The sequence below is a fragment of the Serratia sp. 2880STDY5682894 genome, from assembly GCF_001537385.1.
In the GTDB taxonomy this organism is placed as follows: Bacteria; Pseudomonadota; Gammaproteobacteria; order Enterobacterales; family Enterobacteriaceae; genus Serratia; species Serratia nevei.
The window spans coordinates 384,177-405,692 of sequence record NZ_FCJA01000004.1 but is presented as its reverse complement, the minus strand read 5'-3'; the positions used below and the strand labels follow the sequence as shown (position 1 = coordinate 405,692).

Below are 21,516 nucleotides of genomic sequence, written 5' to 3'. Positions count from 1 at the left end.
ACCCCAACCCGGTGGCGGGCGCTGCCGTTAATGGTATCTGACTGTGATCGTTTCATAACGCGGCGCTCTCCTCTAGAATAGCGCGGTCAAATCATTCAAAAGAGAATCCAGGAGCCGATTTATGAGCCTACACAGCAAGTCCGAAAGTCTGTACGCCCAGGCGCAACAGTTGATCCCCGGTGGGGTGAACTCTCCGGTGCGTGCATTCACCGGCGTAGGCGGTGTGCCGCTGTTTATCGAGCGGGCTGACGGGGCTTACCTGTTCGATGCCGACGGCAAGGCCTATATCGACTATGTCGGTTCCTGGGGGCCGATGGTGCTGGGGCACAACCACCCGGCGATCCGCGACGCGGTGATCGAAGCGGCGCAGCGCGGCCTGAGCTTCGGCGCGCCGACCGAGATGGAAGTCAAAATGGCGCAGCTGGTCACCGAACTGGTGCCTACCATGGATATGGTGCGTATGGTGAACTCGGGCACCGAAGCCACCATGAGCGCCATCCGTCTGGCGCGCGGCTACACCAACCGCGACAAAATCATCAAGTTCGAAGGCTGCTACCACGGCCACGCCGACTGCCTGCTGGTGAAAGCCGGTTCCGGTGCGCTGACCCTCGGCCAGCCGAACTCACCGGGCGTGCCGGCCGACTTCGCCAAGCACACCCTGACCTGCACCTATAACGACCTGGATTCGGTGCGGGCCGCCTTCGAGCAGTACCCGTCCGAGATCGCCTGTATCATCGTCGAGCCGGTTGCCGGCAACATGAACTGCGTGCCGCCGCTGCCGGAATTCCTGCCGGGCCTGCGCGCCCTGTGCGACAAGTACGGCGCGCTCTTGATCATCGATGAAGTGATGACCGGTTTCCGCGTGGCGCTGGCCGGCGCACAGTCCTATTACGGCGTTGAGCCGGATCTGACCTGCCTCGGCAAAATCATCGGCGGCGGCATGCCGGTGGGCGCCTTCGGCGGCCGCCGCGACGTGATGGACGCGCTGGCGCCGACCGGCCCGGTCTACCAGGCGGGCACCCTGTCCGGCAACCCAATCGCCATGGCGGCGGGCTATGCCTGCCTGACCGAAGTATCACAGGTAGGCGTGCACCAGACGCTGACCGAACTGACCGAAATGCTGGCCGCAGGCCTGCTGCATGCGGCGCAGGAAGAGAATATCCCGCTGGTGGTCAACAACGTCGGCGGCATGTTCGGCCTGTTCTTCACCGACGCGCCGACAGTGACCTGCTATCAGGACGTGATGCAGTGCGATGTGGAACGCTTCAAACGCTTCTTCCACCTGATGCTGGAGGAAGGGGTGTATCTGGCGCCGTCCGCCTTCGAAGCGGGCTTCATGTCCGTGGCGCACAGCAAGGAAGACATTCAGCGCACCATCGACGCCGCGCGTCGCTGCTTCGCCAAGCTGTAATCCCGGCCGAATGGCCAAAAAAACGGGCGCCTCGGCGCCCGTTTTGTTTTTCGCTGCCGCTTAAAGCAGCGTGCCGTAAATGGTCAACAGCGCCACTACCACCACGATGATCATCGTCACCTTGCGAGCCAGCGTCACCGCCGCCCGCGGCGTTTGCACCGGGTCCATATGCGGATCGCGCGCCAGCGAGAACTGCGCCAGCCGCGTCAACACCTGATACGACGACGAATGCCGATCCCCCAGCGAGGCGAACCAGGCCGGCAGCGCACGCTCGCCGTGGCCGAACAGCGCGTAGGCCACCCCGGCCAAACGCACCGGGATCCAGTCCAGCCAGTTCAGCAGATGATCGATACCCGACTGCGAACGCTCCAGCGGCGTATTGTGACGCGCCAGCCAGGTTTGATAGGCGCGCAGGAAGGCATACCCCGCCAACGCGATCGGCCCGTAAGGCCCAAAGACCACGAACCAGAACAGCGGCGCCAGGTAATAGCGGAAATTGATCCACAGCAGCGCGTTTTGCAGCTCGCGCAGGCGCAGCTCTTCGCTGCAGTCCACCGGCAAACCGTGGATCAACGCCAGCTCTTCCGCCATCTGATCGCTGGCGTGGGTATCGCCCTGCCGCGCCGCTTTGAGGTAGGCGCGGTAGTGTTTGCGCTTGATGCCGGCGCCGACGCACAGCAGATCGATGACAATCCACAGCAGCAGCGTCACCACGCCGAAGAACAACCCGTGAGACAGCCACAGAACGCCCCAGACGATCACCATCCAGGCGGCGGTCATCGCCAGCGTCTGCGCCAGCGAAACCCGATGCAGCCGCTGAAACACCACTTCGAGACGGTGGTCCAGCTGCCAATGTTCTCCCAGCTTAAACAGGCGCTCCCAGGCCAAAACCAGCAACAGCGTAAACAGCGTCATTAGCGATTCCTCTCCCTTTTTCTTGCCTCAAGCATAGCGTCGACGGACGCGTCGCGTTGTTCCAGAGATGCCAGATAGCGATCCCAATCGAACGCCGGCCCGGGATCGGTCTTGCGGCCGGGGGCGATATCGCAATGCCCGGCGATATTGGCCACCAGCGGCGGATAATGTTCGGCCAGCAGCGCGGTGACAACCTGCAGCGTGCGGTATTGCGCCTCGGTGTAAGGCAACAGATCGGTGCCTTCCAGCTCGATGCCGATGGAGAAATCGTTGCACCGATCGCGCCCCTGATACAGGGAAACGCCCGCGTGCCAGGCGCGTTGGTCGAAGGGCACATACTGCACGATCTCCCCGTCGCGGCGGATCAGACAGTGCGCCGACACCCGCAGCTGATGGATCTCGGCGAAATAGGGGTGCTGCGCGGGATCGAGCGTGCCGGTGAACAGCTGGTCGATATAGGGGCCGCCGAACTCGCCGGGCGGCAGGCTGATGTTGTGGATGACCAGCAGCGAGGGGGGCTCGTCATCCGGGCGCCGATCGCAGTGCGGCGAGAGCACTCGCGTCACCCCGACAATCCAGCCATTTTCCAACTGCATCAGACACCTCTCTGCGGTGGTACTTATTCCTGCAACAGAGTAGCATGTTCCCCTACGATCTAACCGTCCATTTCGGAGTTTTCCATGCCGACACGCCGCTACAGTGCCGACCGTCGCCGCACCGAGCTTCTTGAACGAATTGAAAGTGATATTCCCTATGCCGTCGCCCAGGCGCTGCGCGAAGACCTGGGGGGTGAAGTCGACGCCGGGCGCGATATTACCGCGCAATTGTTACCGGCGGACAAGCAGGCCGAAGCCACCGTCATCACCCGCGAAGCCGGTGTATTCTGTGGCCGCCGCTGGCTGAATGAGGTCTTTATTCAATTGGGCAACCAGGTGCAGGTGGAGTGGCTGGTGGCGGACGGCGACCGTCTGACGCCGAACCAACCGCTTTGCCGGCTGCGCGGCCCCGCGCGGGTGATGCTGACCGGCGAGCGCACCGCGCTGAACTTCGTGCAGACGCTCTCCGGCGTGGCGACCGAAGTCAGCCGCTACGTGGCCCTGCTGGAAGGCACCCGGACTCGCCTGCTCGATACCCGCAAGACCCTGCCCGGCCTGCGCACCGCGCTGAAATACGCCGTACTGTGCGGGGGCGGCAGCAACCATCGGCTGGGGCTGTCCGACGCCTTCCTGATCAAGGAAAACCACATCATCGCCTCCGGCTCTATCAAGAACGCGGTGGAAAAAGCCTTCTGGCTGCACGCCGACGTGCCGGTGGAAGTGGAGGTCGAATCGCTTGATGAGCTGCAGCAGGCGCTGGATGCCGGTGCCGATATCATCATGCTGGACAACTTCAGCGTCGAGATGATGCGTCAGGCGGTCGCTCAAACCCAGGGCCGCGCCCAGCTGGAGGTGTCCGGCAACGTCACCAGCGAGACGCTGCGCACCTTTGCCGAGACCGGCGTGGATTACATTTCGGTCGGTGCGCTGACCAAGCACATCACTGCACTCGATCTGTCGATGCGCTTCAAATGATCCCCCTCGCCCCCGGCCGCTGTCGGGGGCGTTACCGTAAAATTGCGAACCTCCTCTCACCGTTTTTTTCACCGCTGCAAACGACATCATTACTGATGGAAGCGCGCCGAGAAACGCGCAAAAGCCCCTCGCCGAACCCCCGAGCAAACCGCTACCGTTGTCTTCCACACCCCAATGGAGAAAACAACGTATGGAAACGCAACGCGGCTTTACCCTGATAGAACTGATGGTGGTGATCGCCATCATCGCCATCCTCAGCGCCATCGGCATCCCTGCCTACCAACGCTACATCCAGAAAGCGGCAATGACCGACATGCTGCAAACCATGGCGCCGTATAAACTGGCGGTCGAGCTGTGCGTGCTGGACGAAGGCGCCCCCACCGGCTGTGAGGCCGGCAGCAAAGGCATTCCCACCGGCGGCACGTCGCGTTACGTCAGCGGGGTGAAAGTCGCCAAAGGCGTGATCACGCTGACCGGCACCCAGACGCTGCAGGGGCTGGCGGTGGCATTAACCCCCAAAGCGAACGCCGATGGGCTGACCCGCTGGAGCCGGCTGTGCAGCAGCGAAAACGCAACGCTGGTTGAGGTGTGCCAGGAAGTCTTCCGCTTCGACAACGCGGCGGAGTAACGGCGATGAACGCGCAAATCAGCGAAGAGGTTCACGCCCTGTGCCGGCGCTATCAGGCGTTGGCGCTGAACGAAGACCCGACCACTCTCACGATCGCGCTCAACGAAGAAGCGCCGCAGGGGCTGCTGGCGGCGCTGCGTTTCGCCACCGGCAAGCGCATCCATCTGGAACACTGGCCGGCGGCCAGGCTGGAGCAGGCGCTGAACCAACGCCACGAATCGCTGCCGGCGCCGCTGGCAGCCGAAGAAGACACCGCCGACATCGCCTACCCCGACGACGGCGATGCGCCGGTGGTGCAGTTCATCAACCAGACGCTGCGTCTGGCCATCCAGCGCCGCGCCTCGGATATCCACTTCGAGCCCTTTCGGCAGCATTTTCGCATTCGCCTGCGCATCGACGGCGTGCTGCAAACCCTCGCCTCACCGCCGCCGCAGCTGACCGCGCGCCTCATCGCCCGGCTGAAGATCCTCGGTCAGTTGGATATCGCCGAGCGCCGTCAGCCTCAGGACGGGCAACTCAGCCTGACGCTGGACAGCGCGCGTTATGCCATGCGTATCGCCACCCTGCCGACGCTGCACGGCGAAAAGGTGGTGCTGCGCGTTCAGCAAGGTGAGCAGCAGGAGCTGCCGCTGGATCAACTGGGCATGGGCCGGGCGGATCTGGCGCGCTACGCGACGGCGCTGGCCTGCCCGCAAGGTTTGATCCTGGTGACCGGCCCAACCGGCAGCGGCAAGACGGTCACGCTGTACAGCGGTCTGCGTCAGTTGAACGATGCGCAAAGCAACCTGTGCAGCGTCGAGGATCCGATCGAGATACCGCTGTTCGGCGTCAATCAAACCCAGATCAACGCCAAAACCGAGCTGAGTTTCGCCCGGGTGCTGCGCGCCCTGCTGCGCCAGGATCCGGATGTCATCATGATCGGCGAGATCCGCGATGCGGAAACCGCCGAGATCGCAGTCAAGGCCGCGCAAACCGGCCACCTGGTGCTGTCGACGCTGCATACCAACTCCACCGGCGAAACCCTGACGCGGCTAATGCACATGGGTATCCCCGGCTACCTGCTCGCCGGCTGCCTGAAGCTGGTCATCGCACAGCGGCTGGTGCGCAGGCTGTGTCGCCACTGCCGCTACCCGCACAGCCAGCCGACGCATTTTCCTACCTCGGTCTGGCCGGAGCCGCTGACCGCCTGGCGCGCCGACGGCTGCGAGCATTGCTTCGGCGGCTACTATGGGCGCATCGGCGTGTATGAGCTGTTGGCCATTACGCCGGAAATACAGGCGGCGTTGCTGGCGAACGCCGCGCCCAGCCTGCTGGCGGATGTCGCCCGCGAGCAGGGGCAGCTTTCGCTGCTGCAGGCCGGGCTGGCGCTGGCCAGCGAAGGCACGACCTCGCTGGAAGAACTGTACCGCGTGATCGACGTCGTCCAGCTCGGCGTAACCGCGCCATGAAAGCGCGCCGGCTGTTCCTATGGCAGGCTTTCGACGCCCAGGGCGCCTTGCGCCGCGGCGAACTGATGAGCGATGAAAAACGGCAGGTGAGCCGGTTGCTGATCGAACAAGGCCTGCAGCCTTGGCGGATTGGGCACGGCAAACGCATCACGCCCGGCCAGTGGCGCGGAGAACCCTTAATCCACTTCACCCGCCAACTCGCCACCCTGTTGCAGGCCGGGTTGCCGCTGGTCAATACGTTGCAGCTGCTGGCGGCAGAGCACCCTTCGGCAGCCTGGCGTTGCCTGTTGCGCCAGTTGGCAGAACAGGTGCGCGAAGGGCAGCCGCTCTCCGAAACCCTTGCCACGCAGCCAGGCGTTTTTCCACTTATCTATCGCCAACTGATCGCCATCGGCGAACTGACCGGCAACCTCGATCGCTGCTGCCTGCAGCTGGCACAACAACAGGAAGCCCAGCTGATGCTGCGCCGCAAAGTGACCAAAGCGCTGCGGTATCCCCTCTTCATCTGTGCGGTGGCGCTGCTGGTCAGCGTGCTGATGCTGGTGATGGTGCTGCCGGAATTCGCCAAGGTTTATCAGTCGTTCGATGCGCCGCTGCCCTGGTTTACCCAAGGGTTATTGGGGGTGTCCGCGCTGCTGATCGCCGTTGGCCCCTATTTGGCGCTGCTGCTCGGCGCATTGCTGCTCGGCTATTGCCGCTGGCTGCATCCACGCCCGCCATGGCGCCGACGTGAACAGGCCGCCTTGCTGCGCCTGCCGCTGATCGCCCGGCTGGTGAGCGGCGGCGCGCTGAGCCAAACCTTTCGTATTCTGACCATGACCCAACGCGCGGGGCTGACGCTGGTGGAAGGGTTGAACGCGGCGGCGCTGGCGGCGGATCATCTGCTGTACCGACAGGCGCTGGAGCAGGTGCAGCGGCAGATCGCCGAAGGCGAGGCGTTTCATCATGCCCTGGGCCTGCAACCGCTGTTTCCGCCGCTGTGCCGGCAGCTGGTGCGGGTGGGCGAAGAATCCGGTTCGCTGGACGCCTTGCTGGATAAATTGGCGCAGTGGTACGAACGGCAGACGCACGAGCTGGCCGATACGCTGGCGCAAACGCTGGAGCCGCTGCTGATGCTGGTGGTGGGCGGGATTGTCGGTGCTTTGGTGATCGCCATGTACCTGCCTATTTTTCAACTGGGCAGCGTGCTGGGATAAAAAAGAGGATAGCGGGCGCCGCTGTGCGCTGCGCCCGATGCAAGGTGCGGCTTATTTGCTGCCGAAGACGCGGTTTTCCTGCTCCGCCACGCGGATAAAGGTGGTGCGCTTGGTCAACTCTTTCAGGCGCTCGGCACCGACGTAGGTGCAGGCGGAGCGCAGGCCGCCGAGGATATCGCGCACGGTAAACTCCACCTCGCCACGCAGCGGCAGCTTGACGGTTTTGCCTTCGGCCGCACGATACTCCGCCACGCCGCCGACGTGGCGTTTCATCGCCGACTCGGAGCTCATACCGTAGAACAGCATGAACTTCTCGCCGTTCTCTTCCACCACGGTGCCTTCGCACTCGTCGTGGCCGGCCAGCATGCCGCCCAGCATCACGAAGTCAGCACCGCCGCCGAAGGCTTTGGCAACGTCGCCCGGCACCGAGCAGCCGCCGTCGCTGACGATTTGGCCGCCCAGCCCGTGGGCCGCATCGGCGCATTCGATCACCGCCGACAGCTGCGGGTAGCCCACGCCGGTCTTCACGCGGGTGGTACAGACTGAACCCGGGCCGATGCCGACCTTAACGATGTCGGCGCCGGAGAGGATCAGCTCCTCCACCATCTCGCCGGTCACTACGTTGCCGGCGCAGATCACGTGATTCGGGCAGGCTTCGCGCGCTTTCTGCAGGAAGGCGACGAAGTGTTCAGAGTAGCCGTTGGCCACGTCGATGCAGATGAATTTCAGCGCCGGAGACAGGGCCAGGATCTGCTGCATTTTGGCGAAGTCGGCTTCGGAGGTGCCGGTGGACACCATGACGTGGCGCAGCACCGATTCCGGCATACGCTGCACGAAGTCAGCCCATTGCTCGACGCTGTAATGTTTGTGTACGGCAGTGAGAACGTCGAAAGAAGCCAGGGCCTCGGCCATGCGGAAGGTGCCCACCGTGTCCATGTTGGCGGCGATAATCGGCACGCCGGACCAGCTGCAACCTGAATGCTTGAAGGTAAACTGACGTTCCAGTTCAACCTCGGAGCGGCTTTTCAGCGTGGAGCGCTTAGGGCGGATCAACACGTCTTTAAAGCCCAACTTCAAATCTTCTTCAATACGCATGACTTATGATTTCCTGGTTAATGGCGACGGATCGCAAGGAGGATATTCGAACCTCTGCCCGACGGCTTTCCAGTGGCGCAAAAAGACGGCGGCGAGATTAATGCCAGTTCCAGTGACGTTATAATACGCGCTAATAATCGCCGAACAAGACTGCGAATTCACCTTTATTTACGCTACAATCCGACAAATTTACCTGCATAACCGCAGTGTGATTGCCCGCTCATTTTTGCCGTGCCGCTGCGCTTTTTCTCGCCGTCCGATCGGTGCCGACGCGCAAGCGCCGCCTGCCGACTTGCACTTCTGCGCGATCGCTTTATGATTCGACTATTATTTTTTTATGAACATCGGATGCACCTAATACCATGGCCTACATTGTTGCGTTGACCGGGGGCATAGGCAGCGGCAAGACGACCGTCGCGAACGCCTTTGCGCGCCACGGCGCAACCCTCGTCGATGCCGACGTGATCGCCCGTCAGGTCGTCGAGCCGGGCACCCCTGCTTTGGCCGCGATCGCCGAGCGATTTGGTAATGAAATGTTGCTGCCGGACGGCGCATTGAACCGCGCTGCGCTGCGTCAGCGCATCTTTAGCCATCCCGATGACAAAACCTGGCTGAACCAGTTGCTGCATCCGCTGATACACCGTGAAACCCAGCGCCAACTGGCGCAGGCCACCAGCCCGTACGCGCTGTGGGTAGTGCCGCTGCTGGTGGAAAACGGTCTGCAGGAGCGCGCCGATCGGGTGCTGGTGATCGACGTCGACGCCGAAACCCAGCTGGCTCGCACCATCGCGCGCGACGGCGTCAGCCGCGAGCAAGCGCAGAGAATTCTCGCCGCCCAGGCCACGCGCCGGCAGCGCCTCGCCGTGGCGGATGACATTATTGACAACAGCGGCGCCGCTCAGGGGATAGAGCCACAGGTCGCCGCACTGCATCGTCGCTACCTTGAACTGGCGGCAACAGCGCCCCAACAGGATTAAACTGCATGAGTGATGTTTCCCCAACCGTTCTCTTTGAACACCCGCTGAACGAAAAAATGCGTACCTGGCTACGCATCGAATTTCTGCTGCAACAGCTGCACGGCCAACGCGCCCTGAGCGAAACCGCCATCGCCCTCACCTTCTTTCGCACCGTCTCCGACTTGCTGGACGTGCTGGAGCGCGGCGAAGTACGCACCGAATTGCTCAAAGAGCTGGAGCGCCAGCAGCAGAAACTGTTGGCCTGGGCCGATGTGCCGGGCGTGGATATGGCGCTGATCGATCAGCTGCGCGGCCAGTTGAAGTCGCGCTCATCGGCGCTGATGGCGGCGCCGCGCCTAGGCCAGGCTCTGCGCGAAGACCGGCTGATCGGTCTGGTGCGCCAGCGGCTGAACATTCCCGGCGGCTGCTGCAGCTTCGATCTGCCGACCCTGCACATGTGGATGCACGCGCCGCAGCAGGATCGCGATGCCGACGTCGCCACCTGGCTGCAGTCGCTGGATCCGCTGAACCAGGCGTTGATCATGGTGTTGGATCTGATCCGCCAATCCGGGCCGTTCCGCAATCAAATCAGCCTGAACGGCTTTTTCCAGGACAACGCCGAAGGGGCGGATCTGCTGCGCCTGCGCCTCCATCTGGCGCCGCAGCTTTATCCGCAGATTTCCGGCCACAAGACCCGCTATGCCATTCGCTTCCTGCCGCTGGATAGCGAAAATGGCGTGGTGCCTGAACGCCTGACGTTCGAACTGGCCTGTTGTTGAACTTGTGCAAGAAAGCCTTCTCAGCATTGGCAGAAGGCGTAAGGAACCGTTATGACGACCGTAGTAAAATGCCCAACCTGTGGCACCGGCGTGGTTTGGGGTGAAGTTAGCCCCTTCCGGCCGTTTTGCAGCAAGCGCTGCCAGCTGATCGATCTCGGCGAGTGGGCCGATGAAGAGAAGCGTATTCCGAGCAACAGCGATCTGTCGGAAAGCGAAGACTGGAGTGAAATGGACGATCGTTGATCGTCCACGATTGGCCTGGCGCCCGCCAGGCCAACCTTGTTATTGCGCAGCGTTCGCCTGCGCCACCAGCAGCTGAATAATGCCGGCGTTGGCTTCCGGGAACTCGTCTTCACGCAGCTCTGCCTGTTTTACCCAGCGCATCGGTTGCCCCTCGCGGCCGAACGGCTCGCCCGCCCAGGCTTCCACCAGATAAAAATTCAGCGTCACGATGCGATCGCTGAAGCGGTGCTCCACCACCTCCAACAGTTCGGCGCGTTCGGCTTCGATACCGGTCTCTTCCCGCAGTTCGCGGCGCAGCGCCTGCTCCGGCGTTTCACCCTGTTCGATCTTGCCACCGGGGAACTCCCAGAATCCGGCCATGTGCGCTTCGGCGGCGCGGCGGGTAATAAAGATCTCCCGTTGCGCATTACGGATGATGCCCACGGCGATATTCAGATGTTTCATCTCACCCTCCTGCTGGGTGTCAAAAAACAGGGGCTCAGCAAGCTGAACCCCTGGGTATTATCGGTTAACCGCAGCTGGCATTACTGCAGGCGGCCGTGGCACTGCTTGTATTTCTTTCCGGAGCCGCATGGGCACGGATCGTTGCGGCCCACTTTACGCTCGGCGGTCGCCGGCGCGTTCGGATCTTCGGTCACCAGCGCGTTCTCGTCGTGGTGGCTCAGCTGTTGGTGCTGCGCCAGGCGCTCGGCCTCTTCACGGCGCTGCTGTTCCAGCGCTTCCACCTCTTCCGGCATCCGCACCTGAACCTTGCTCAGCACGCTGATCACTTCATATTTCAGCGATTCCAGCATAGTGGCGAACATGTTGAAGGATTCACGCTTGTACTCCTGCTTAGGATCCTTCTGCGCATAGCCGCGCAGGTGAATACCCTGACGCAGGTAGTCCATCGCCGCCAGGTGCTCTTTCCACAGGGAATCCAGCGTCTGCAGCATCACGCCCTTCTCGAAGTTGCGCATCATTTCGCTGCCGACCACTTCTTCCTTACGCTGGTACTGCTCTTTGGCGTTCTCCAGAATGCGTTCGCGCAGCGTCTCTTCGTGCAGCTCCGGCTCTTTGTCCAGCCATTGTGCGATCGGCATCTCCAGATCGAAGTCGTTCTTCAGGCGCTCTTCCAACCCCTGAATGTCCCACTCTTCTTCCAGCGACTGCGGCGTGATGTAGTTGTCGATGGTGCTCTTGAACACGTCCTCGCGGATGCTGGCGATGGTTTCGCTCACGTCGGACACGTCCAGCAATTCGTTACGCTGGCTGTAGATGGCGCGGCGCTGATCGTTAGCGACGTCGTCGTATTCCAGCAGCTGCTTACGGATGTCGAAGTTGCGGCTCTCTACCTTGCGCTGGGCGTTGGCGATCGCCTTGGTCACCCACGGGTGCTCAATCGCTTCGCCTTCTTTCATACCCAGTTTGCGCATCATACCGGACACGCGATCCGACGCGAAGATACGCATCAGGGCATCTTCCATCGACAGGTAGAAGCGGGATGAACCGGCATCGCCCTGACGACCGGAACGGCCGCGAAGCTGGTTATCGATACGGCGTGATTCATGGCGCTCGGTGCCGATGATATGCAGGCCGCCCGCCGCCAGCACCGCGTCATGGCGCACTTTCCAGGCCGCTTTGATGGCTTCGATCTGCTCTTCGGTCGGCTCTTCCAACAGCGCCACTTCGGCCTGCCAGCTGCCACCCAGCACGATATCGGTACCACGGCCCGCCATGTTGGTGGCGATGGTTACCGCACCGCTCTGGCCGGCCTGGGCGACGATGTCCGCTTCCATGGCGTGGAATTTGGCGTTCAGCACCTTGTGCTCGATGCCCGCTTTGGTCAGCTCATGGGAAACCACTTCGGATTTCTCGATTGAGATGGTACCCACCAGCACCGGCTGGCCTTTGGCGGTACGCTCGCGGATGTCTTCGATGATGGCGCCGATCTTCTCTTTCTCGGTCATGTACACCAGATCCGGCATGTCCTTACGGATCATCGGACGGTTGGTTGGCACCACGATGGTGTCCAGCTTGTAGATCGAGCTGAATTCGAAGGCTTCGGTATCGGCGGTACCGGTCATCCCGGCCAGCTTCTCGTACAGACGGAAGTAGTTCTGGAAGGTGATTGAAGCCAGCGTCTGGTTCTCGTTCTGGATCTCCACGCCTTCTTTGGCTTCCACCGCCTGGTGCAGGCCGTCGGACCAGCGGCGGCCCTGCATGGTACGCCCGGTGTGCTCGTCGACGATGATCACTTCGCCGTCTTTCACGATGTAGTCAACGTCGCGGGTGAACAGCACGTGGGCGCGCAGCGCGGCGGTAACGTGGTGCATCAGCATGATGTTGGTCGGCGAGTACAGCGATTCGCCCTCATCCATGATGCCGGCTTCCACCAGCATCTCTTCGATCAGGATCAGGCCGCGTTCGGTCAGGTGGACCTGACGCGCCTTCTCATCCACCGAGAAGTGCCCTTCACCCTTGAAGGTGTCGGAGTCTTCTTTTTCCTGGCGAATCAGTTTAGGGATCAGCTTGTTGACCTTGATGTACATCTCGGAGCTATCTTCAGCCGGGCCGGAGATGATCAGCGGCGTACGCGCTTCATCGATCAGGATGGAGTCCACCTCATCCACCAACGCATAGTGCAGTTTGCGCTGCACGCGCTCTTCCGGGCTGAACGCCATGTTGTCGCGCAGGTAGTCGAAACCGTATTCGTTGTTGGTGCCGTAGGTGATGTCAGCGGCGTAAGCTTCACGCTTGGCCGGCGCCGGCATGCCCGGCAGGTTGATGCCGATGCTCAGGCCGAGGAACTCGAACAGCGGACGGTTGTTTTCGGCGTCACGCTGCGCCAGATAGTCGTTGACGGTCACGACGTGCACGCCGCGGCCGCTCAGAGCGTTCAGGTAGGCCGGCAGCGTCGCGGTCAGGGTTTTACCTTCACCGGTGCGCATCTCGGCGATGCAGCGGTCGTTCAGCACCATGCCGCCCAGCAGCTGCACGTCGAAGTGACGCATGCCGAACACGCGCTTGCTCGCCTCACGCACTACGGCGAAGGCTTCCGGGATCAGGCTTTCCAGCGACTCACCTTTCTCCAGGCGCGCACGGAACTCGTTGGTTTTCGCTTTCAGTTCGTCATCGGACAGTTTTTCCATGTCCGGTTCCATGCGGTTGATCTGCTCAACCACTTTGCGCATGCGGCGCAGGGTACGATCGTTACGGCTGCCAAAAACTTTGGTTAATAATTTCACTAACATGATGTTTGATATCTCTGTCATGACGGCCGAATACGGCAGTCAACTTGCTATTATTTATGGTTTTTGTGCCCTGAGGGCGGAGTCAGACGAGCGCGGCAGGCCCGGCGCGAATGCCCTGTACCTGCGCCACCCACAGGCCGGTCTGGTGCCGTGCCAGCGTTGGCAGCACCTCAAGGTGGGTATGGCGAATGATGGTCGGCGGCTTCGGCTCGTGCGTCAGCAGCGCGTTGAGGGTAGAAAGCAGCGCCAGTTGCGCTACCTGCAAAGGCGGCTCCGCTTCGGCTTCGCTCTCCTGCACCCGCGCATAAACCGCCTGCGGCGCCAGCGCGAAAGAGAGGTGACGAATGACGGTGCGCAGTGCATGTTGCTGCCAGTAATCTACGCTGAAGGTAGGACGACGGTGCGCGTCCTGCAGCAGGGCCAGGCTGTTGAAGGTGCCGTTGGCCGAATTTTGCCGGTTAAGGCTGGACGACGTATTCGGCAGTGCGGCCTGATCGGGGGCGCCGGGCAAATTGGAAGACGCGCCAAGCGTGGCCGCAACCATCCCTAACAGGAGATGGGGCCAGAAATAACGTCTGCCAAATTGTCGCCAACGATTTAGAATACCGATCACGAGTTTATAATCCGCCGGAGCCCATTATGCGCGATAGCCGTCCACAATTATTAGATGTCCTGTTCGACGACGCGTCTGCCGGCAGCAAAGGGCCGCTGCATAACGTCCAGCAACGCGCGGTGGCGCTGCTCAAGCTTAACCGTGCAGTGAAGGGCCTGTTGCCTGCTCCCCTGCATCCCTGGTGCCGCGTCGCGAATTTCCGACAGGGTATTTTAGTGCTCGAAACGGCAAATGCCAGTTGGATGATGCGCTTGCGCTACGAACAACCCGCTTTGCTGTCTGCACTACGAGCGCAAATTCTACCATCATTGTCGTCGATCGACATCAGGATTAATCCGGCCTTGATGGCGAAAGGCAGCCACCAGGTGCAAAACGCAGAGAAAGCGCCGGAAAAACCCGTGCCGATGCGGCATTTGAGTCTGGAAAGTGCGGAAGAACTGAGAGGATTGGCGAGCCGTAGCCCGGAGAAACTGCGCAAGATATTGGAACGGCTGGCTGCATTGGCCGGAGAGGGTACCAACACAACCAGTCGTGATAAGTAATCAGCGACACAGCTGCAAAACATCAGATAGCATCACGAGCCTGAGTTCTCAGGCTCTCAGAGGATGCGCCTGCCGTTATTCGCAGCAGGCGAGGAATTCAGACCTTACGCCAATACGGTGGACGGTGCCTTGAATGCCAGCGGCATTTCGGCTTCGTCCTGGAAGGTCACGTATTCCCACGCTTCCTGCTTGGCCAGCACGGCCTGCAACAGTTTGTTGTTCAGCGCGTGGCCAGACTTGTACGCGGTGAACGCGCCAATAATGTTGTGGCCGCACATGAACAGGTCGCCGATGGCGTCCAGCATTTTGTGACGTACGAACTCGTCTTCGAAACGCAGGCCGTCTTCGTTCAGCACGCGGTAGTCATCCACCACGATAGCGCAGTCGAAGCTGCCGCCCAGGGCCAGGCCGCGGGACTGCAGGTATTCGATGTCGCGCATAAACCCGAAGGTGCGCGCGCGGCTGATTTGACGCACGAACGACTCAGCCGAGAAATCGAGACGATAGCGCTGAGAGCTGGCGTCGATAGCCGGGTGGTTGAAGTCGATGGTGAAGTCCAGGCGGAACCCGTTATGCGGGGACAGCTCGGCCCATTTGTCGCCATCTTCAACACGCACGGTTTCTTTCAGACGCAGGAATTTCTTCGCCGAGTTCAGTTCTTCGATGCCGGCATCCAGCAGCAAGAACACGAACGGGCTGGCGCTGCCGTCCATGATTGGGATTTCAGCGGCGTCGACTTCGATAACGATGTTGTCGATGCCCAACCCAGCCAGCGCGGCGTTGAGGTGCTCAACGGTCGAAATACGCACGTCATGCTCATTCACCAGGCAAGTACAGAGCATGGTATCACGCACGGATTTTGCATCAGCCGGAAAATCAACCGGTGGATTCAAGTCAGTGCGACGATAGATGACCCCGGTATTAGCCGGCGCTGGGCGCATTGTCAGCGTGACTTTCTTGCCGGTATGCAAACCGACGCCAGTCGCCTGAACAATACGTTTTAATGTCCTTTGTTTGATCATCGTTTTATCTCGCAATGTTATCCATCCTACCAGCCAAGCATACAGCATGGCCGGCGGGACAGTTTAGCACAAAGAGCGGAGATTCCAAATTCTCAGGATATTCTTAGTCTGCCTGTTTACGCAGGAAGGCTGGAATATCAAGATAGTCGGGCTCTTTATTCGGCTGCGCAGCTTGGTCGTTGACCACCTTGGCGGCAGGTTTCACTTCCTGCGGCAGAGGCGACATGCCGTGCTGCTGATAACGGTGATCCATCACCGGCTGGCTGGCCTGCTTATTGGTCACCAGGGTGATTTCAGGGCGTTTGTCCATACCGATACCGGTTGCAACCACGGTTACGCGCAGTTCGTCGTTCATTTCCGGATCCAGCGAGGTACCGATAACCACGGTAGCATTGTCGGACGCGAACGCACGGATGGTGTTACCCACGGTTTCGAACTCATCCAGACGCAGGTCGAAGCCGGCGGTGATGTTGACCAACACGCCGCGCGCGCCGGACAGGTCGATGTCTTCCAGCAGTGGGCTGGAGATCGCCATTTCGGCCGCTTCTTCGGCACGGTCTTCACCGCAAGCCACGCCGGAACCCATCATCGCGTAGCCCATTTCGGACATCACGGTGCGCACGTCGGCGAAGTCGACGTTCATCAGGCCCGGACGGGTGATCAGCTCGGCGATACCCTGCACCGCGCCTTTCAGCACGTCGTTGGCCGCGCCGAACGCGTCCAGCAGAGAGATGCCGCGCCCCAGAACTTTCAGCAATTTATCGTTCGGGATGGTGATCAGCGAGTCCACGTGTTTGGACAGCTCAGCGATACCCTGCTCCGCGAATGCCATGCGCTTCTTGCCTTCGAAGTTGAAAGGCTTGGTCACCACGGCCACGGTCAGAATACCCAAATCTTTAGCCACTTCAGCCACCACTGGTGCCGCACCGGTACCGGTACCGCCGCCCATGCCGGCCGCGATGAAGACCATGTCTGCGCCGTCCAGCGCTGCGCGCAGGGCTTCGCGGTCTTCTTCCGCTGAATTGCGACCCACTTCCGGGTTCGCGCCCGCACCCAGACCTTTGGTAATACCGCTACCGATCTGGATGGTTTGGCCAACCGCCGTTTTGCGGAGCGCCTGGGCGTCCGTGTTCACAGCGAAGAATTCAACACCTTCGATGCGCTCGCGCACCATGTGTTCAACGGCATTGCCACCGCCGCCGCCGACGCCGATGACTTTAATCACCGCGTCATTGGTTAGTTCCATTGGTTCAAACATAGTTTCTCTCCGTTTTGTGCCTGTCGCTGCGAGATCATAAAAAGATTACTCAGCATGATCTCTTTGTTGAAACATTAAAACTCTTTTCTCAGCCAGCTATTGATGCGTTTAAACCAATTGCCCACCGAGGCGCGTTTTTCTACTTCCGTCTCACCGCTCAGGTGAGACTCTTTTCCATAGTGCAGCAGACCTACCGCTGTCGAGTAGTAAGGCTCCTGCGCATAATCCGTCAGACCCGTGATGTTCAAGGGTTGGCCGATGCGTACCTGGGTGTGGAACACCCGTTGCGCACAGGCTGCCAGGCCATCAATCTGGGCGGCGCCACCGGTCAGCACGATACCGGCTGCCAGATGATGCTTCACCCCTTGCTGACGCAGTTGCTCCTGCAATTGCAAAATTTCATCGTTAACCAGATTCAACAGTTCGGTGTAGCGTGGCTCAATGACTTCAGCCAGCGTCTGTCTTTGCAGACTGCGCGGAGGACGTCCCCCGACGCTAGGCACCTCTACATTCTCATCCTTGCTAACAATCGACCCAAGCGCACAGCCGTGTCGAACTTTAATCGCTTCCGCGTCGGTCGGCGGCGTGCCGAAGGCGTAGGCGATATCGCTGGTGACCACGTTCCCGGCATAAGGGATCACTTTGGTGTGGCGCAGCGCACCGCCGGTGTACACCGCCATATCCATGGTGCCGCCGCCGATATCCACCACGCAAACGCCGAGTTCGCGTTCATCTTCGGTCAGCACCGCGTAGCTCGCGGCCAGACCGGCGAAAATAAGTTGGTCAACTTTCAGGCCGCAACGTTCCACGGCCTTGACGATGTTCTTCGCCATATCGTTATGGCAGGTAATCAGATGCACCTTGGCCTGCATGCGCACGCCGGACAGCCCAACCGGGTTTTTGATGCCTTCCTGATAATCGATGGCGTATTCCTGAGGAATCACGTGCAGAATGCGGTGTTCGTCGCGCACGCGCACCGATTTGGCGGTGTGCACCACGTTCTCCACGTCGTCCTGCGTCACTTCCTCTTCCGAGATCGGCACCATGCCGATTTCGTTCTGGCAGCTGATGTGTTTGCCCGACAGCGCCAGGTACACCGAGGAGATCTGGCAGTCCGCCATCAGCTCGGCCTGATCGATGGCGCGCTGTACGCACTTCACCACCGACTCCAGGTCGTTTACGCCACCCTTATCCATGCCGCGAGACGGGCAGCTGCCCACCCCGATAATGTTGACCATGCCATCGGGCAGAACTTCCCCTACCAACGCGGAGACTTTTGCAGTACCGATCTCCAGTCCAACTACCAGTTTTCTGTCCGTCGACTTGATCATTGTTGTTTTGCCTGTGCCTGATTCTGTTGCTGATTACTGTTTTGCTGACCGCCAAGCGCCTGCGGATCGACCAACACCGGAGCCCACCCTACCGAAGCGCCGGACTCGTAGCGCAGATCGACATAGCTGACACGCTTGCTCTCCGCCTGGCCCTGCTGCTGCAATACCGGGTAAAGCTCGATAAACCGCTGCAAACGCCCGTTGCGGTCATCGCGCCCCAGCTCAAGCCGGACATCGTTGTCCAGCGCCAGCTGCCAGGAATGGCGCGCGGTCATCGCCGCCATTTTCAGCGTATATTTGCTGGCCGCCAACGTGGCGCTCATCGCCCGATAGCCTTCCAGCACATCCTGCTCGCTCCCTTCCGGCCCGTAGAGCAGCGGCAACTTCTGTTTGCCCGCCCGCTCCGCCGGCACGCTGAACGCTTTGCCTTCGGCGTCCACCATGTGCAAATCGTTCCAGCGCGCCACCGGGACGTACTCCACCAGATGGATCTTCAGCTCATCCGGCCATTGTTTGCGCACGCTGGCCTGCTTGATCCACGGCAGACGTTCGATCTGCTGCTGGATGACGTCCACATCCTGCGTCATAAAGGTGCCGGGCGCGCCCAGCGCCAGGATCGCCTGACGAATATCATCGTTGGTGGTGTAGTGGCGTTCGCCGGTCACCACCAGCCTTGAGAGCGGCAGGCGACTGGCGTCTTTCATCCAGCCAAGCACCGCCCAACCGCTCCACACGACCGTTCCCAACACCATCAGCAGGAAAATCATTCCCGCCAACTGGGTTCCATTGCTGCGGCGCGGGCCGTTATCCACCTCGCGATCGCGCGCATTCAGGGCAGCTTGCGACATATCAGTCGGCCAACTCCAAAATTCTCGCCACCAACTGCGAGAAGCTTAATCCAAACTGGCGCGCCGCCATCGGCACCAGGCTATGACTGGTCATGCCCGGAGAGGTGTTCACCTCAAGCAGATAGAAGCTGCCATCGCTGTCTTGCATCACGTCGACGCGGCCCCAGCCGCTGCAGTCCAGGCCGCGATAGGCGCGCAGCGCCAACGCCGCCATCTCGGCTTCCTGCTCGGCGCTCAAACCACTCGGGCAGAAGTACTGCGTGTCGTCCGAAATGTACTTGGCCTGGTAGTCGTAAAACACGCCGGCCGGCTGGATGCGGATCGACGGCAGAACCTGGTCGCCCAGCATCGCCACGGTATATTCCGGGCCGCTCAGCCACTTCTCCACCAATACGTCGTCATCATGGCGGAAGGCCTCTTCCAACGCGGCTTCCAACGCGGCGCTTTCAGTGACCTTGCTCATGCCGACGCTGGAACCTTCACGGCTCGGCTTGACGATCAGCGGCAGGCCGAGCTCCGCCACGCGTGCCAGCAGCGCCGCTTTTTCGCCGCCGAGGTACAGCTGGCGATTCAGCGCCACGTAAGGCGCCACCGGCAAACCCATCGACTGCCACACCATTTTGGTGCGCCATTTGTCCATGGTCAGCGCCGAGGCCATCACACCGCTGCCGGTATAAGGCAGTTCGAGGAACTCCAGCAGCCCCTGCAGGGTGCCGTCCTCGCCGCCGCGGCCATGCAGCGCGATAAACACTTTGGTGAACCCCTGCTCTTTCAGCTGGGTCACCGGGAAATCGCGGGTATCGACGCCGTGCGCATCGATACCGGCTTCGCGCAACCCGGCCAGCACCGCGGCACCGGATTGCAGAGAGACTTCACGTTCAGCGGAGGTGCCGCCCAGCAGAACTGCAACTTTATCAGCCATGGTGCTCCTCCTCTTTCTTCGGCGGCTGCAGCTTCAGCTCGGCCAGTTTACGGGCGATTTTGCCCACGTTGCCGGCGCCTTGCACCAGCACCAGGTCTTCATCCTGCAGCAGCTGCGCCAGGGTTTCCGGCACGGTATCGGCATCGGAAACCAGGATCGGATCCAGCTTGCCGCGGCTGCGGATGGTGCGGCACAGCGAACGGCTGTCCGCGCCCGGGATCGGCGCTTCGCCAGCGGCGTACACGTCGAGCATCAGCAGCACATCCACCTGCGACAGCACGTTGGCGAAATCGTCGTACAGATCGCGGGTGCGCGTATAACGGTGCGGCTGGAAGATCATCACCAGACGCTTGTCCGGCCAGCCGGCGCGCGCCGCTTTCAGCGTGGCGTCCACCTCGGTCGGATGGTGGCCGTAGTCGTCCACCAGCATCGCGCTGCCCGCTTTGCCGTTGACCGGCTCCAGCGGGAACTCGCCGAGGAAATCGAAGCGACGCCCGGTGCCCTGGAAGCCCGCCAGCGCGCGCAGGATATCTTCGTCGTCGATGCCTTCTTCGGTTGCCACCGCCACCGCCGCCGCCGCGTTCAACGCATTGTGGCGACCCGGCGCGTTCAGCGTCACCGTCAGCAACGGTTTGTCCTGACGGCTCAGGGTAAAGTGCCCCTGCGGCCCAATCTGCCGGTAGTCTTCGATGCGCACATCGGCATCTTCACTGAAGCCGTAGGTGGTAATGTGGCGACCCACGCGCGGCAACAGCTCGCGCACGACCGGATCGTCGATGCACATCACCGCACGGCCGTAGAACGGCAGGTTGTGCAAGAAATTGATAAACGTCTGCTTCAGGTTCTCGAAGTCACCCTGGTAAGTGTCCATATGGTCGGCTTCGATGTTGGTGACCACGGCCACCATCGGCTGCAGATGCAGGAACGACGCATCGCTCTCATCCGCTTCCGCGATCAGATAACGGCTGGACCCCAGTCGCGCGTGGGTGCCCGCCGCCTTCACCAGCCCGCCGTTGACGAAGGTCGGGTCCAGGCGGGCTTCGGCGTAAATGCTCGAAACCATCGCCGTGGTGGTGGTTTTGCCGTGCGTGCCGGCGATAGCGATGCCGTGGCGAAAACGCATCAGCTCCGCCAGCATTTCTGCGCGGCGGATCACCGGGATGCGCGCTTCACGGGCGGCGACGATCTCCGGGTTGTCGGCGGAGATGGCGGTAGACACCACCACTACGCTCGCATCCAGCACGTTTTCCGGACGGTGATTGAAATAAATCGTCGCCCCGAGCGCGCTCAACTGTTGGGTGACCGGATTCGGCGCCAGGTCGGAGCCGCTGATCTGATACCCTTCGTTTGCCAACACTTCGGCGATACCACCCATGCCGGCGCCACCGATGCCGACAAAGTGAATGTGCCGGACGCGACGCATCTCGGGCACGATAGTACGTAGTTTCGCCAGTTGTTGTGTATTCATCACTCTCTCTAATCCGGATCCGGTACCCCGGCCCTAC

Annotated in this window: 21 protein-coding genes; 9 read left to right on the top strand and 12 right to left on the bottom strand. The window is 61.1% G+C overall.

All coding sequences use genetic code 11. The annotated features are described in order from the left end of the window. Positions 1–121: 121 nt before the first annotated feature. On the top strand, positions 122–1,411 hold the full coding sequence (gene hemL / locus AWX27_RS12470; protein WP_049272773.1) for a glutamate-1-semialdehyde 2,1-aminomutase: 1,290 nt from the start codon (positions 122–124) through the stop codon (positions 1,409–1,411). Between the two features lie 60 nt (positions 1,412–1,471). On the opposite strand, the gene ampE is transcribed toward hemL, so the two are convergent. Both ampE and ampD read right to left on the bottom strand, forming a co-directional pair. Then, positions 1,472–2,326 (bottom strand): beta-lactamase regulator AmpE, encoded by an 855-nt coding sequence (ampE, locus tag AWX27_RS12465; RefSeq protein WP_033631795.1) that lies wholly within the window; start codon positions 2,324–2,326, stop codon positions 1,472–1,474. Continuing rightward, a complete protein-coding gene (gene ampD / locus AWX27_RS12460; protein ID WP_060422503.1) occupies positions 2,326–2,922 on the bottom strand; it encodes a 1,6-anhydro-N-acetylmuramyl-L-alanine amidase AmpD in 597 nt (198 codons plus the stop codon). Before ampD ends, ampE begins: the two co-directional genes overlap by 1 nt. 84 nt (positions 2,923–3,006) lie before the next feature. On the opposite strand from ampD, the gene nadC reads away from it, so the two are divergent. From nadC to hofC, 4 genes are all read left to right on the top strand, one after another. Next, positions 3,007–3,897 carry a carboxylating nicotinate-nucleotide diphosphorylase gene (gene nadC / locus AWX27_RS12455; RefSeq protein ID WP_060422499.1) on the top strand — a complete coding sequence of 297 codons (891 nt, stop codon included), beginning with the start codon at positions 3,007–3,009 and terminating at the stop codon, positions 3,895–3,897. A gap of 190 nt (positions 3,898–4,087) precedes the next feature. After that, entirely contained in the window at positions 4,088–4,525 is a 438-nt protein-coding gene (gene ppdD, locus AWX27_RS12450) for a prepilin peptidase-dependent pilin (RefSeq protein WP_060422496.1), read from the top strand. A gap of 5 nt (positions 4,526–4,530) precedes the next feature. Beyond that, positions 4,531–5,973: a type II secretion system protein GspE gene (gene gspE / locus AWX27_RS12445; protein WP_060422493.1), complete on the top strand. Its 1,443-nt coding sequence runs from the start codon at positions 4,531–4,533 to the stop codon at positions 5,971–5,973. Next, a complete protein-coding gene (gene hofC, locus AWX27_RS12440; protein ID WP_060422489.1) occupies positions 5,970–7,169 on the top strand; it encodes a protein transport protein HofC in 1,200 nt (399 codons plus the stop codon). The genes gspE and hofC overlap by 4 nt, the downstream gene beginning before the upstream one ends. 51 nt (positions 7,170–7,220) lie before the next feature. Here the strand turns inward: hofC and AWX27_RS12435 are convergent, their stop codons facing one another. Then, a complete protein-coding gene (locus AWX27_RS12435) occupies positions 7,221–8,264 on the bottom strand; it encodes a GMP reductase (RefSeq protein ID WP_015376656.1) in 1,044 nt (347 codons plus the stop codon). A gap of 362 nt (positions 8,265–8,626) precedes the next feature. On the opposite strand from AWX27_RS12435, the gene coaE reads away from it, so the two are divergent. Genes coaE through yacG form a run of 3 tightly spaced genes read left to right on the top strand, consistent with a single transcriptional unit; the run spans position 8,627 to position 10,242 of the window. Beyond that, the gene (coaE, locus tag AWX27_RS12430) at positions 8,627–9,241 is read left to right on the top strand and encodes a dephospho-CoA kinase (RefSeq protein WP_060422484.1); all 615 of its coding nucleotides are present in this window, start codon (positions 8,627–8,629) and stop codon (positions 9,239–9,241) included. Positions 9,242–9,246: 5 nt separating this feature from the next. Then, positions 9,247–9,999, top strand: coding sequence for a cell division protein ZapD (zapD, locus tag AWX27_RS12425; protein WP_038873498.1), 753 nt, complete (start codon positions 9,247–9,249; stop codon positions 9,997–9,999). 51 nt (positions 10,000–10,050) lie between these two features. Further along, positions 10,051–10,242, top strand: a complete 192-nt coding sequence (yacG, locus tag AWX27_RS12420) for a DNA gyrase inhibitor YacG (RefSeq protein WP_004932737.1) — start codon at positions 10,051–10,053, stop codon at positions 10,240–10,242. A gap of 39 nt (positions 10,243–10,281) precedes the next feature. Here the strand turns inward: yacG and mutT are convergent, their stop codons facing one another. The 3 genes from mutT to secM form a co-directional block, all read right to left on the bottom strand. Beyond that, positions 10,282–10,686 carry an 8-oxo-dGTP diphosphatase MutT gene (gene mutT / locus AWX27_RS12415; protein WP_060422481.1) on the bottom strand — a complete coding sequence of 135 codons (405 nt, stop codon included), beginning with the start codon at positions 10,684–10,686 and terminating at the stop codon, positions 10,282–10,284. 80 nt (positions 10,687–10,766) lie between these two features. After that, a complete protein-coding gene (gene secA, locus AWX27_RS12410) occupies positions 10,767–13,475 on the bottom strand; it encodes a preprotein translocase subunit SecA (RefSeq protein WP_038873493.1) in 2,709 nt (902 codons plus the stop codon). A gap of 82 nt (positions 13,476–13,557) precedes the next feature. Further along, a complete protein-coding gene (secM, locus tag AWX27_RS12405; protein WP_038873490.1) occupies positions 13,558–14,088 on the bottom strand; it encodes a secA translation cis-regulator SecM in 531 nt (176 codons plus the stop codon). Positions 14,089–14,114: 26 nt separating this feature from the next. Between secM and AWX27_RS12400 the strand changes: the two genes are divergently transcribed. Then, a complete protein-coding gene (locus tag AWX27_RS12400; protein ID WP_033637110.1) occupies positions 14,115–14,630 on the top strand; it encodes a DUF721 domain-containing protein in 516 nt (171 codons plus the stop codon). 104 nt (positions 14,631–14,734) lie between these two features. Here AWX27_RS12400 and lpxC read toward each other — a convergent pair whose 3' ends face one another. The 6 genes from lpxC to murC form a co-directional block, all read right to left on the bottom strand. Then, positions 14,735–15,652 (bottom strand): UDP-3-O-acyl-N-acetylglucosamine deacetylase, encoded by a 918-nt coding sequence (gene lpxC / locus AWX27_RS12395; RefSeq protein WP_025159644.1) that lies wholly within the window; start codon positions 15,650–15,652, stop codon positions 14,735–14,737. Between the two features lie 103 nt (positions 15,653–15,755). Then, a complete protein-coding gene (gene ftsZ, locus AWX27_RS12390; RefSeq protein ID WP_004932757.1) occupies positions 15,756–16,910 on the bottom strand; it encodes a cell division protein FtsZ in 1,155 nt (384 codons plus the stop codon). A gap of 74 nt (positions 16,911–16,984) precedes the next feature. Continuing rightward, the gene (gene ftsA, locus AWX27_RS12385) at positions 16,985–18,241 is read right to left on the bottom strand and encodes a cell division protein FtsA (RefSeq protein ID WP_004932758.1); all 1,257 of its coding nucleotides are present in this window, start codon (positions 18,239–18,241) and stop codon (positions 16,985–16,987) included. Then, positions 18,238–19,089: a cell division protein FtsQ gene (ftsQ, locus tag AWX27_RS12380; protein WP_004932761.1), complete on the bottom strand. Its 852-nt coding sequence runs from the start codon at positions 19,087–19,089 to the stop codon at positions 18,238–18,240. The genes ftsA and ftsQ overlap by 4 nt, the downstream gene beginning before the upstream one ends. Position 19,090: 1 nt before the next feature. After that, positions 19,091–20,011, bottom strand: a complete 921-nt coding sequence (locus AWX27_RS12375) for a D-alanine--D-alanine ligase (protein WP_060422478.1) — start codon at positions 20,009–20,011, stop codon at positions 19,091–19,093. Further along, positions 20,004–21,479 carry a UDP-N-acetylmuramate--L-alanine ligase gene (gene murC, locus AWX27_RS12370; protein ID WP_025301571.1) on the bottom strand — a complete coding sequence of 492 codons (1,476 nt, stop codon included), beginning with the start codon at positions 21,477–21,479 and terminating at the stop codon, positions 20,004–20,006. Before murC ends, AWX27_RS12375 begins: the two co-directional genes overlap by 8 nt. Positions 21,480–21,516: the final 37 nt, after the last annotated feature.

Bases quoted from the DNA above. Each gene is read 5' to 3' on its own strand.
- hemL (WP_049272773.1), top strand. From the start codon at position 122: ATGAGCCTACACAGCAAGTCCGAAAGTCTGTACGCCCAGGCGCAACAG.
- ampE (WP_033631795.1), bottom strand. From the start codon at position 2,326: ATGACGCTGTTTACGCTGTTGCTGGTTTTGGCCTGGGAGCGCCTGTTT.
- ampD (WP_060422503.1), bottom strand. From the start codon at position 2,922: ATGCAGTTGGAAAATGGCTGGATTGTCGGGGTGACGCGAGTGCTCTCG.
- nadC (WP_060422499.1), top strand. From the start codon at position 3,007: ATGCCGACACGCCGCTACAGTGCCGACCGTCGCCGCACCGAGCTTCTT.
- ppdD (WP_060422496.1), top strand. From the start codon at position 4,088: ATGGAAACGCAACGCGGCTTTACCCTGATAGAACTGATGGTGGTGATC.
- gspE (WP_060422493.1), top strand. From the start codon at position 4,531: ATGAACGCGCAAATCAGCGAAGAGGTTCACGCCCTGTGCCGGCGCTAT.
- hofC (WP_060422489.1), top strand. From the start codon at position 5,970: ATGAAAGCGCGCCGGCTGTTCCTATGGCAGGCTTTCGACGCCCAGGGC.
- AWX27_RS12435 (WP_015376656.1), bottom strand. From the start codon at position 8,264: ATGCGTATTGAAGAAGATTTGAAGTTGGGCTTTAAAGACGTGTTGATC.
- coaE (WP_060422484.1), top strand. From the start codon at position 8,627: ATGGCCTACATTGTTGCGTTGACCGGGGGCATAGGCAGCGGCAAGACG.
- zapD (WP_038873498.1), top strand. From the start codon at position 9,247: ATGAGTGATGTTTCCCCAACCGTTCTCTTTGAACACCCGCTGAACGAA.
- yacG (WP_004932737.1), top strand. From the start codon at position 10,051: ATGACGACCGTAGTAAAATGCCCAACCTGTGGCACCGGCGTGGTTTGG.
- mutT (WP_060422481.1), bottom strand. From the start codon at position 10,686: ATGAAACATCTGAATATCGCCGTGGGCATCATCCGTAATGCGCAACGG.
- secA (WP_038873493.1), bottom strand. From the start codon at position 13,475: ATGTTAGTGAAATTATTAACCAAAGTTTTTGGCAGCCGTAACGATCGT.
- AWX27_RS12400 (WP_033637110.1), top strand. From the start codon at position 14,115: ATGCGCGATAGCCGTCCACAATTATTAGATGTCCTGTTCGACGACGCG.
- lpxC (WP_025159644.1), bottom strand. From the start codon at position 15,652: ATGATCAAACAAAGGACATTAAAACGTATTGTTCAGGCGACTGGCGTC.
- ftsZ (WP_004932757.1), bottom strand. From the start codon at position 16,910: ATGTTTGAACCAATGGAACTAACCAATGACGCGGTGATTAAAGTCATC.
- ftsA (WP_004932758.1), bottom strand. From the start codon at position 18,241: ATGATCAAGTCGACGGACAGAAAACTGGTAGTTGGACTGGAGATCGGT.
- ftsQ (WP_004932761.1), bottom strand. From the start codon at position 19,089: ATGTCGCAAGCTGCCCTGAATGCGCGCGATCGCGAGGTGGATAACGGC.
- AWX27_RS12375 (WP_060422478.1), bottom strand. From the start codon at position 20,011: ATGGCTGATAAAGTTGCAGTTCTGCTGGGCGGCACCTCCGCTGAACGT.
- murC (WP_025301571.1), bottom strand. From the start codon at position 21,479: ATGAATACACAACAACTGGCGAAACTACGTACTATCGTGCCCGAGATG.